Origin of the sequence: Methylobacterium sp. Leaf89 (assembly GCF_001422215.1) — a bacterium.
Classification (GTDB): domain Bacteria; phylum Pseudomonadota; class Alphaproteobacteria; order Rhizobiales; family Beijerinckiaceae; genus Methylobacterium.
Genome location: NZ_LMML01000029.1, coordinates 678547 through 688835, shown reverse-complemented (window position 1 = coordinate 688835; position 10289 = coordinate 678547). Strand labels below are relative to the sequence as shown.

At 72.3% G+C, this 10289-nt stretch carries 16 protein-coding genes; 5 read left to right on the top strand and 11 right to left on the bottom strand.

Going from position 1 to position 10289, the window contains the following annotated elements; translation table 11 throughout:
* Positions 1-2: 2 nt before the first annotated feature.
* The gene (locus ASF18_RS18625; RefSeq protein WP_056353865.1) at positions 3-191 is read right to left on the bottom strand and encodes a hypothetical protein; all 189 of its coding nucleotides are present in this window, start codon (positions 189-191) and stop codon (positions 3-5) included.
* A 118-nt stretch (positions 192-309) separates the two neighbouring features.
* Between ASF18_RS18625 and ASF18_RS18620 the strand changes: the two genes are divergently transcribed.
* From ASF18_RS18620 to ASF18_RS18605, 4 genes are all read left to right on the top strand, one after another.
* On the top strand, positions 310-813 hold the full coding sequence (locus ASF18_RS18620) for a peptide deformylase (protein WP_244472748.1): 504 nt from the start codon (positions 310-312) through the stop codon (positions 811-813).
* A gap of 112 nt (positions 814-925) precedes the next feature.
* Complete coding sequence (locus tag ASF18_RS18615) at positions 926-1390, top strand: hypothetical protein (RefSeq protein WP_200917642.1); 465 nt, start codon at positions 926-928, stop codon at positions 1388-1390.
* Entirely contained in the window at positions 1387-1692 is a 306-nt protein-coding gene (locus tag ASF18_RS18610; protein ID WP_056353860.1) for a hypothetical protein, read from the top strand. Before ASF18_RS18615 ends, ASF18_RS18610 begins: the two co-directional genes overlap by 4 nt.
* A gap of 62 nt (positions 1693-1754) precedes the next feature.
* Positions 1755-2018 (top strand): hypothetical protein, encoded by a 264-nt coding sequence (locus ASF18_RS18605; RefSeq protein WP_244472747.1) that lies wholly within the window; start codon positions 1755-1757, stop codon positions 2016-2018.
* A gap of 111 nt (positions 2019-2129) precedes the next feature.
* Here ASF18_RS18605 and ASF18_RS18600 read toward each other — a convergent pair whose 3' ends face one another.
* The 10 genes from ASF18_RS18600 to ASF18_RS18555 form a co-directional block, all read right to left on the bottom strand.
* Positions 2130-2309 carry a hypothetical protein gene (locus tag ASF18_RS18600; protein WP_244472776.1) on the bottom strand — a complete coding sequence of 60 codons (180 nt, stop codon included), beginning with the start codon at positions 2307-2309 and terminating at the stop codon, positions 2130-2132.
* Between the two features lie 288 nt (positions 2310-2597).
* The gene (locus tag ASF18_RS18595) at positions 2598-3272 is read right to left on the bottom strand and encodes an HAD family hydrolase (protein ID WP_056353857.1); all 675 of its coding nucleotides are present in this window, start codon (positions 3270-3272) and stop codon (positions 2598-2600) included.
* 108 nt (positions 3273-3380) lie between these two features.
* Positions 3381-3668: a hypothetical protein gene (locus tag ASF18_RS18590; RefSeq protein ID WP_056272673.1), complete on the bottom strand. Its 288-nt coding sequence runs from the start codon at positions 3666-3668 to the stop codon at positions 3381-3383.
* Positions 3669-3875: 207 nt separating this feature from the next.
* Positions 3876-4406: a DUF2934 domain-containing protein gene (locus ASF18_RS18585; protein ID WP_056353853.1), complete on the bottom strand. Its 531-nt coding sequence runs from the start codon at positions 4404-4406 to the stop codon at positions 3876-3878.
* Positions 4407-4499: 93 nt separating this feature from the next.
* On the bottom strand, positions 4500-4760 hold the full coding sequence (locus ASF18_RS18580) for a hypothetical protein (RefSeq protein ID WP_056211118.1): 261 nt from the start codon (positions 4758-4760) through the stop codon (positions 4500-4502).
* 99 nt (positions 4761-4859) lie between these two features.
* On the bottom strand, positions 4860-5261 hold the full coding sequence (locus ASF18_RS18575; protein WP_056211116.1) for a hypothetical protein: 402 nt from the start codon (positions 5259-5261) through the stop codon (positions 4860-4862).
* On the bottom strand, positions 5258-5662 hold the full coding sequence (locus ASF18_RS18570; RefSeq protein WP_056353850.1) for a hypothetical protein: 405 nt from the start codon (positions 5660-5662) through the stop codon (positions 5258-5260). The genes ASF18_RS18575 and ASF18_RS18570 overlap by 4 nt, the downstream gene beginning before the upstream one ends.
* Positions 5663-5900: 238 nt before the next feature.
* On the bottom strand, positions 5901-6356 hold the full coding sequence (locus ASF18_RS18565; protein WP_056353847.1) for a hypothetical protein: 456 nt from the start codon (positions 6354-6356) through the stop codon (positions 5901-5903).
* A 44-nt stretch (positions 6357-6400) separates the two neighbouring features.
* Positions 6401-7669: a methyltransferase gene (locus tag ASF18_RS18560; RefSeq protein ID WP_056353843.1), complete on the bottom strand. Its 1269-nt coding sequence runs from the start codon at positions 7667-7669 to the stop codon at positions 6401-6403.
* A complete protein-coding gene (locus ASF18_RS18555; RefSeq protein ID WP_056353840.1) occupies positions 7666-8412 on the bottom strand; it encodes a TlyA family RNA methyltransferase in 747 nt (248 codons plus the stop codon). Before ASF18_RS18555 ends, ASF18_RS18560 begins: the two co-directional genes overlap by 4 nt.
* A 248-nt stretch (positions 8413-8660) precedes the next feature.
* Here ASF18_RS18555 and ASF18_RS18550 point away from each other — a divergent pair, with 248 nt between their 5' ends.
* Entirely contained in the window at positions 8661-10238 is a 1578-nt protein-coding gene (locus ASF18_RS18550) for a CHAD domain-containing protein (protein ID WP_056353837.1), read from the top strand.
* Positions 10239-10289: the final 51 nt, after the last annotated feature.

Sequence of the window (10289 nt, the reverse complement as noted above, 5' to 3'; positions counted from 1 at the left end):
GCTCAGCGCGTCAGCCAGAGGGACTGGCCGATGCCGCTGAGCGGTTCGTGGAAATGCGTGACCAGGACGATCGCCCAGAGCAGGCCGAGGATCGTGGTGAGGGCGACGAGGATGACCTCGCCGGACTCGCGCAGCCTCAGGAATCGGTGGGCCCCCTTGGGCGATAGGGTCTCGGTGCGTTGCCGTGCCATTCCGTCTCCGGGTCGAGCTTGTCATCCATCGAACGCCGCAAGCCGCGGGCCAGGAACCCGCGTCCGGGTCGCCCTCGCGCAACCGTGACGTCCCCCATCCCGCTCCGGAATGACCCTCGTGTCCGCCTCCTCCCTGCTCATCTATCCCGATCCCCGCCTCAGGCTCGTGGCGGCTTCGGTCGCCCGGTTCGATGACGCCCTGCACGAATCCGCCCGTGACCTCGAGGCGGTGATGCTGGCGGTCTCCGCCCTCGGGCTCACCCTGCCGCATATCGGGCAGGGCCAGCGCCTGGTGCTGTTGCGGATGGAGCCCGGCGAGCCGGTGACCGCCTACGTGAACCCGGAGATCGTCTGGGCCTCCCCCGAGCGCGGACCGCAGCAGGAGGGCAGCGTCTCGATGCCGGGGGTGATGGACGTGGTCGACCGGGCCGTACGGATCCGGGTTCGCTACCGCGACCTCGAGGGCGCCGAGCACGAAGAGGACGCCGAGGGATTCCGGGCGGCTTGCCTCCAGCACGAGATCGACCAGCTCGACGGGATCTTCTGGATCGAGCGCCTCTCCCGCCTGCGACGGGACCGGGCGATCAGGCGCTTCGCCAAGCTGCGCCGGTCAGGCCCCTGAAAGCGCGGCCGCCATGCGGCGGAATGGCCGCGAGCGCGTTATGGCTTGGCGGCCCGCCCTCCTCCGGAGAGGCCGGCCGCCGATCACGTTCGTTTCTGCCGAGAATTTCCCGATGCGTTCGATCCGACCTCTCCTGCTCGCCCTGGCGGTCGCCGGCACGGCGCAGGCGACCATCCGGGAGGCCCTGGCTGCGCCGGCCCCCGCACCGGTACCGGCGATCGGATGCGCGTCCCTGGCGAACCTGCGGCTGCTCCTGCGCGAGAGCAAGGACGTGGTGGCCACCGCCGTCGCGCGCCTCACCGACGACAAGGCCGACCACCTCGGCTGCCAGGTCGTTGCGCGCGATGCGGTGGCGGGCATCGCCGAGCACCTGACCCTGAACGGCAGCGCCTACGATTGCCTGACCCTGCGCACCACGAGCGTCTGCCATTGGGTCGTCGCCGGCACGGTCAAGCCCACCGAGGCCGTGGCGAAGCCTCGCGCGGGCGAGAAATCCAAGGCGGCCGACAAGACGTCCGACAAGGCCACTGACAGGACGTCCGACAAACCCGCCGCACCGGAGAAGAGCCGCCGATGACCCGACCGTTGCGCGCCCTCCCCCTGGCCCTCCTCCTCGGCCTCGCCGCCGGCACCGCCGCCCGCGCCCAGCCGGTCGAACCCACCGACGTCATCGCCTGCAAGACCCTGGTCGGGTTGCGGGTCCTGATGGCCAGCGGCGACCGGGCTTCCGCAGAGGCGGTCCTGCCGCAGCATCCGGATTGCCGACGGATCGCGCGTGCGCGCATCGGCGCCGCGGAGCACCGCGCCATGGTCGGCGGGGCCCCGTTCGAGTGCCTTACCGTAGCGAACGAGGCCGATTGCGCCTGGGTGATGCCCTGACGGGCACGCCGAAACGACGTCACCACCACGACAGCAGGGGGAACAGGATGCGGACAACAGGGATGTGGCGTGGGCCGGCGCTCGCATTGACGCTCTCGGCCATCGCCTCGGTGGCCATGGCTCACGCGGCTTCGGCGCAGGGGGAATCCACGCCGATCCAGAGTCCGCAGGACGCGGCCTGCCGCACGGAGGCCCGCGACCGGGTGTTCTCGACGCCCGACCCGAAGGGGCTCGGCCTCTACGCGATCGGCCGTCAGCTCTACTTCGCCTGCATGAAGCGCGCCCAGCCTGGGCCTCGCCGCCGGGAGCGGGCGCGCGCCTCGTAGAATCCGGCGGGTTCATCCTGAACCTGGCAGACTCCCGATTCCGGTCAGGTCGTTCGTCTCTTTGGGATCACCGGTTTCCGCTGATCCCCGACAAACGCGAAGGCGGTGCGATCAGACGCTCAGGGGCGCGCCGATCCGGGCCCGGAGGACGTGCCGAAGGTTCTCGTTGTCGTTGGTGTCCGCGTCGAGGGCGGCCATCAGGCGAAGCAGCCGGCTGATCGGCGTGGTGCGGTCCTCGACCGCCGCGTCGATGAGCGCCCGAAGGGGAACAGGCTCGCTGGCCGGGTGCATTTTCAGGTTCGTCTGGGCCGGCTGGGGCATGGTCCGCGGATCCGTGGCGTGATCAGGCGCGATCACGGGCGGCTCGCTACGCCATCGAAGGACCCGGCGCCAGGGTTTTTTGCCATCTATCCATAGCCGGCACGCAATCCTGCCCTGCGCCACGGAACAAAGCGGGATTACGCGGGAAATGTGTGGATCGGTGCAGTTCCCACGCGCCGCGTGGCCGGTTTGCCACCGGGCCCGTCCGAATCGACAGGCCCGGACCGAAACCCCTGCGCCGGGATCCCGCTCGCCGGATCACCGAGCCAGCGGCGAGGCGGCGTAGCCGTCGAGAAGGTCCTGCGGATCCTTGTAGAGGGCGATGCAGCCGGACGCGCTCAGGTCGGCTTCCGGAAAACCGCCGCAGAGAACTCCGATGGTCGGAAGGCCGGCCTTCCCCGCCGCCTCGGCGTCGTAGGGCGTGTCGCCGATCACCACGGCCTGCGCCGCCGTGATCGGGGCAAGCTTAGTCAGGGCGGCCTCGAAGATGTCGGGGAAGGGCTTCGAGCGTTCGACGTCGTCGGAACTGACCACCACGTCGGTGAGGTCCTCGACCCCCATCAGGGTTTGGTAGTGCTCCACCTCCTTCGCCTTGCCGGAGGAGGCCAGGGCGAGGGTCAGGTCCTGGGCCTTCAGGTGCTCGAACAGGGCCCGGACGCCGGGGAAGGGCTTCACCTTCGAGAGATAGTCGCGCTTGAACAGGGCGGAGCGGTAGGCCTCGATCGTCTTGCCCTCGCGCTCCACCCGCTCCGGGTCGAGGAAGACCGGAAGCAACTGGTCGCCGCCCTTACCGATCTGGCTGCGGGCCTGGTCGTGGCTGACGGTGACGCCGAAATGCGCGAAGGCGTCCACCCAGGCCTGGGCATGGAGGTCGACGCTGTCGAGCAGGGTTCCGTCGATATCGAAGATCACCGCCCGTACGGTCTTGGTCATCGCGTCATCCCGAACCGGTTGCACGCCGGCGGACAGGCCGGGGCTCCCTGGGCGAACGGATGGCTCTCCCGGCCGTTCCGCCGGAATGGCCGGATTCGTTCGGCGGGCTTAGCGGGGAAAGATGTGCAGGCCGTCGTCGGGCAGGAGGTTGCGGGCCGGACCGCCGGTCTGCTGGCCGCGGCCCTGCTGGTAATAGGGCAGCTCCGGACGGCGATCGTTGTCGCCGCCGGAATCATACTCGTAGGGCTTGCTCCAGGGCGCCCGCCCGCCGACGCCGCCGGTGGTGTCGACGTCGAGGAGCGCGGGGCCGCCGCGCAGGCCGCCGGGTCCCGCCAGGGCGGCGAGCGGCAGGCCGGCCACCCCGAGGGCCAGAAGGGTCGCGATCGTCGTCTTCATGGAAGCCTCGCCTGGGAAGGCGCACGGCCCTCAGGGCCGCGGCCACGTCTCTGGATCTGGCGTGACAACGGTCAAGGTTTTCCTTCGTTCCGGCGTCCCTCGCGTGGAGGCTGCCTCCGCGGCCAGCGAAAAGCCCGCCCCACCGGTCCGGTGAAGCGGGCTCCGATTCGTCCGGGGACGGGGCCGGAAGGCTCCGGCCCGCGCGTCTCAGTGAACGGTGGCGACGCTCTCGACCACGCGGCCGCGGGCGGGAGCCCGGGGCGTCTTGGTCACCGCAGCCTTGGTCACCGCAGCCTTGGCCACGGCGGCCTTCTCGGCGGCGGGCGTCTTGGCAGCGGCGGTCTTGGCAGCGGCAGTCTTGGCAGCGACAGTCTTGGCAGTGGCCGTCTTGGCAGTGGCCGTCTTGGCAGTGGCCGTCTTGGCAGCGGGCGCCTTCGCCGCCACCGGGTTGGTGGCCTTCGTGTCGGCGGCGGCCTTCGCTTTCGTCTCGACCTTCGCGCCGGCGCTGCGGCTGCGGCTCGGCTTGCCCTTGAGGGTCTCGGCGAGGACGGCGGCCGGGCTGGCCGAGAGGGTGACGTCCGCGGTGGCGGCCTGGATCACCTCGATGCCCATCCGCGACGGGGTCAGGAGCTCGATCTCGGCGCGCAGCCAGTGCGCCTCCGCCTGGCCGAACACGCGGCCCTCGTCTTCCCAGATGTAATAGGCGCGTTCGCGCACCTGCTGCTCGAAGGGGTTCATGCTGTATCCTCGTCCGATCGGTCCGACGTCCCGGGCGAGGATGAAACCGGATGGTTAAGCGGGCGTTAACCGCCCCGGCATGGCGGCGGGTGCTCAGCCCTGGGACAGGCGCCGGGCGTTGGCGCGGACCTTCCGCCGGTAGCCGGCCACGACCCCGGCGGTGGAGCCGCCGGTGGCGATCAGCAGGGCGGCCTCCTGGGCGGCCATGATCTTCTCGGTGACCATGTGCTGGGCCTCGGCCTGGGCCGCGGCACCGCCCGTCGCCAGCTTGGCGAGGCGCAGGGCGATGACCTGCTGCGATTCCATCGCGAGCAGGGTCGCGTCCATGCCGAGCTTCCACCACGAACCGAACATCAGCATCCACTCTCAAGATAGGTCGCGCCGAGCCGGCCTGGCGGCTCGGCCTTACCGAGACGGTCCCGCGCCCGGTATCCGGGCTGGGGACCCGTTCGCTCAGTCGAACAGGCGGTTCTTCGCGCCGGAGCCGCCGAGGCTGATCTTCTTGGTGCCCGATCCGCCGAGGCTGATCTTCTTCGGCGGGGCGGCGGCCGGGCTCGGCGTCGCCGGACGCGCCGGCTTCAGGCGGGACTGGCCGTAGACCACCGAACCGATCTCGTCGGCGACGCGCACGAGATCCTCGCGCTCGCAGGCCCGCGCGACCCGCAGGCCGAGCTGGTGCATGTGGCTCTTGCCGTAGAGGTAGACGGCGAGGCGCGCGCGCGTCGTCGTGGACATCGCCTCCAGGATCTCCGGCAGGTCCTCCTCGTCCGCCCGGTAGACCTGGCCGAGGAGTTCGAGGGAGACCGGGCAATCCGGATCGGGAACGGCGCCGCTGGTCGGGTGAGCCTGCGTCATGGGGCATCTGCCTGTGCGAGGGGCGGAGGGGGAACGGCCGGCGAATCGGCCGCGAGGGGCGTGAGGCCGCCCGCATCGGCGCGGGCGGGCGGTGCGGCGACCGGCACCGAGGGGGGCGGTACGGCCGCGAGGCAGCCGGTGCAGACCGAGGCGATGGCGATGCGGGACCGGGCTTCGGCCCGCTGCCAGACCGCTTCGCTGCGGGCCCGCGCCGCCTGGGCCGCGGCGTCGTCGAAGGCGCCGGACCCACCGGAGCCGACGCTCGCCTCGCCGCCGGGGCGGATGCGGATGAACAGCGGTTCCTCAGCGAGGGCCGGGCTCACCGTCAGGACCCCGATAGCAGGCGCGAGGGCGGTCAGGCTACCCGCGATCGCCAGGGCTGCGGAACGGGAACGGGGCATCGGCTCCTCGGTGCGATTCGACGGCGTGGGGATCGGCCATGCCGGCCGCCATCGTTCGGCTGAACAGGATTAACGATGTGTGAAGCGAACCGGATGCCGCAGCGGCAGCGCGTCCGCTCGACCCACGGCGCCTGGGCGGCCTAACAGGACGCCATGGAACCGAACGTCTACCTTCTGCTGGCCGCAGCCCTCCTGTATTCCGGCTACATGGTCCTCGCCATGAGGTCCTGAACGAGGCTCAGCGGCGCTCGTCGCGCTCGATCACCGCGCAGGCGGTGACGGGCGCTTCGCGCGATCCGGAGAGGGAGCAGGTCACGAGGACCTTCCCGGCATCGACGTTGCTGTGCCGCGTCGTGGCGGCGGCGGTGCGGGCCGTCCGGGCCGCCTGCGCCAAGTCCTCGGACGCGAGGCCCGTGACGGCGTGGCCGGCCCGTCCGAACAGATCGAAGTAGCCAGCGGGGAGCGGCGTGCCCCGGAACTGGACGCCGGTGGCCGAGAGCTCGCCGCAGGCCAGCGTCATCCCGATCCCGTCGGGGGCGCTGAATTCCGCGAAGTCCGCCGTCCGCTTGACCAGGGTGGCCTGGGTCTCGGCCACCACCCGGTCGATGAGGTCTCCGCAGGAATCCGCCGCGGCGGGTCCGGCGAGGGCGAAAAGGCCGAGGGTCGCGGCCAGGGTGGGACAAATCACGCGCATGCCCTTCTACCTAAGAGCGGCCCGGCGGTTGTCGAGCGCTGCGGCTACAGGCGCTTGCGGGGCGGGGGCGGGCGGCGGAACACCCCGACCATCTCGAGATGGCCCGAATAGGCGAACTGATCGACCGGAATCACCCGCTCCAGGGTGTAGCCGCCCGACACCAGGGTCGCGGCATCCCGCGCGAAGGTGCCGGCGTCGCAGGCGACCCCGATCGCCAGCGGCACCTTCGATTCGGCGATCCGGGCCGCCTGCGCGCCCGCGCCCGCCCGGGGCGGATCGAACACCACGGCGTCGTAGGCGTCGAGTTCGAGGGCCAGCAGCGGCCGGCGGAACAGGTCGCGGCGCTCGGTGGTGACCCGGCGCAGGCCCGGCACCGCGCGCACGGCCCGGTCGAGGCTGGCCAGGGCCGCCGCCTCGCCCTCGACGGCATGGACGTCCCGGCTGCGCGCCATGGCGAGGCTGAACGGTCCGCTGCCGGAGAACAGGTCGACGACCCGCTTCGTCTTCTTGTCGAGGGCCGCCACCACGGCCTCGGTCAGCACCCGCTCGCCCTCCTCCGTGGCCTGGAGGAAACCGCCGGCTGGCGGCACCAGCCGCAGGCCCGCGCTGGTGACCGCCGGAGCCCGGCGCTCCACCAGCACCTCTCCGTGCAGCGAGAGGCGCGCGAGGTCGAGGTCTCCGGCGAGGCGTACCAGCGCCGCGCGGACTCCCTCGGCCGCGGGTCCGTGCCCGCGGATGTCGACGTCGAGGCCGGCCTCGGTGGCGCTGACGGCGACGTCGAGGGGCTTGCGGCCGTGCCCGAGCGGCGCGCTCAGGGCCGTCGCCACCTGGGGCGCCCGGTGCAGGGCCGCCACGGTGATCGGGCAATGGTCGATGGCGACGAGGTCGTGGCTGCGCGCCGCCATCAGCCCGGCCTGCGCCCGGCCCTCGATGGCCCGCACGTGCAGGGTGAGGCGCCGCCGCCCGGCCCCGCGGGCATCGACCAGCGGCTCCGGCGCGACGGCGAGCCCCGCATGGGACAGCGCCTGGACGAGGTGGTCCCGCTTCCAGGCGGCGTAGGGCCCGGGCGCGAGGTGCTGCACGGTGCAGCCGCCGCAGGTGCCGAAATACGGGCAGAACGGCGCGATGCGATCCGGCGAGGCGTGCAGAACATCGACGAGCGTCCCGCGCGTGCCCGCCCGCAGCACCGTGACGCGTTCCCCCGGCAGCGCCAGGGCGACGGCGGTGCCGTCCTCGGCCAGCCCGTCGCCGCGGGCGCCGAGTCGGCGGATCTCCAGGGTCTCGGGGGTCGGCTGGGTGTCCGGCTCGGTCATGGTCGTGGGTCCAGGCGCGCCCCGATCAGGAACTCGCGGTTGCCGTCGCCGCCGGCGACGGGTGACGGGATGAGGCCGAGGATCTGAAGCCCCAGAGCCTCGAGGGCGGCGCGGATCTCGGCGCAGACGGCGTCGTGGATGGCGGGATCGCGGACGATCCCGCCTCGCCCGACCCGGTCGCGCCCGGCCTCGAATTGCGGCTTGATCAGCGCCGCGAGGTCGGCGCCGGGGGCCAGCAGCGGCAGGAGGGCCGGCAGGATCAGCCGGAGGGAGATGAAACTGACATCGATGGCGCAGAGGTCCGGGGGGCGCGGGATCGCGGCGCGGTCGAGGCTGCGGGCATCGGTGCCCTCCAGGCTGGTGACGCGGGCGTCGTCCCGGAGGGAGGCGTGGAGCTGGTCGCGTCCCACGTCGACGGCGTAGACGTGGGCGGCGCCCCGCGCCAGCAGCGCGTCGGTGAAGCCGCCGGTCGAGGCCCCGACATCGAGGCAGACGCGGCCCGCCGGGTCGAAGCCGAAGGCGTCGAGGGCGGCATCGAGCTTCAGCCCGCCGCGGGACACGAACGGATGGGGGGCGGACGCGACGAGGCGCGCGTCCCGGGCGAGGAGGTCGGAGGCTCGCGTCACCGGCTGGTCGTCCGCCCGGACGAGACCCGCCGCGATGGCGGCCTGGGCCCGGGCGCGGCTCTCGAAGAGGCCCCGTTCCACCAGCAGGCGGTCGGCCCTCAGCCGCTCCCGATTCATCACCACGCCCAACGAGTCTCGTTCCCGCCGGCCCCGGGCCGGTTCCTCCCGCTACACCACTCGGCGCCGGGGGCGAATGAAAATCGTCACGAATTCAGTCGCGCGTCCGGGTCGCCCTGCTCCATAACCGACGACGGTGGCTGGTGATTCCGCACGGAACGGTTGCCGCGGGCCGGGCTTGTCCCGATCGCTGGGGGCCCGCCGCCCCGTCGGGGACGACGGATCGGGGCCGAAACTTGGGACACATCATGGTCGCGCCGCGTGAGATCGAGTTGAAGCTGGAATGCGAGGGCAGCGACCTCGCGGAGCTGAGCCGCCATCCCTTCCTGCAGGCGGAAGGCTCGGAGGACTCCCGCTTCCTCACCTCCACCTACTTCGACACGGCCGCCGGCGACCTGCGTGCGGCCGGGCTGACCCTGCGGGTCCGCCGCGACGGCGAGACGTTCGTCCAGACCGTGAAGGCCGCCGCCACCGCCCCCGGCCTGTTCGACCGCTCGGAATGGGAGGCACCCGTCGCGGGGAACGCGCCCGACCTGGCGCAGGTCTCCGAGACGCCGGTGCCGGAGGTGCTGGCGGGCGCCGAGGTGCCGGAGCTGTCCCCCACCTTCGCCACCCTGGTGGAGCGGCGCAGCCGCCTGGTGCGCTACGGAGCCTCGCAGATCGAGGTCGCCTTCGACGAGGGTCGGATCGAGACCCCGAACGGCGACGCGCCCCTGTGGGAGCTCGAACTCGAACTTAAGGAGGGCCGGTCGGAGGACCTGTTCACCCTGGCCCAGGCCCTGGCCGAGACCGTGCCGCTCCGCCTCGGGGCACTGAGCAAGTCGGCCCGCGGCTTCAGCCTCCGCGACGGCACCCTGCGGCGCCCGAGCAAGGCGCGGCCGGTTTCGCTGGCGCCGGACGCCACGGCCGGCGAGGCCTTCCGCGCCATCGCCTTCGCCTGCCTGTCCCACCTGCGCCTCAACGAGGACGTCTTCCTGCACAACCGGGACGTGGAGGCGCTGCACCAGCTGCGGGTCGCCCTGCGCCGCCTACGTTCGGCCCTCACCCTGTTCAAGCCGGTCCTGGCGCAGGACGCGACGGCCGCGACCCTGCGCGACGAGATCAAGCGCATCACCGAACCCTTCGGCCACGCCCGGAACCTCGACGTGTTCCTGGCCGAGACCCTGCCGGCCGAGATGGCCAGGCGCCCGGACGAGGCCGGTCTCGACGACCTGCGCCGGCGCCTCGAGGCGGAGCGGGACCGCGCCCATGACGGCGTCCTCGCCACCCTGGAATCGCAGGAATGGCGCGGCCTCGTCCTCGACGTCGCCGCCTGGCTGGAGACCGGCGCCTGGCGGACCGGACCGGCCGCCCCGGACCGCGAAGTGCCGGACCGCGGAGTGCCGGCGCGCGACTTGCCGGCGCGCGACTTCGCCGCCGAGGTGCTCGACAAGGCCCTGCGCCGCATCCGGAAGCGCGGCCGCCACCTCGACCGCCAGGAGGCCGAGGAGCGGCACCGCGTCCGGATCGAGGCGAAGAAGCTTCGCTACGGCGCGGAGTTCTTCGCCAGCCTCTACACCGAGAAGAAGCTGCGCAAGCGCCACAAGGCCTTCGTCTCGGCCCTGTCCGACCTGCAGGACCATCTCGGCAGCCTCAACGACCAGGCCACCGCCCACACGGTGCTGGCCAGCCTCGTGGCGGTGCCCGATCCGCAGGAGATCCCCGGCGAAACGGCCTTCGCCGCGGGCCTTGCGGCCGGCGACAACGAGGCCGACGGCCGGAAGCTGCTGAAAGCGGCCGCCGAGGCCCACGGGGACCTCGTGGCGGTCAAGCCGTTCTGGCGCTGAGGCGCCAACGCTGAGGCGCCAACGCTGAGGCGCCAACGCTGAGGCGCCAAC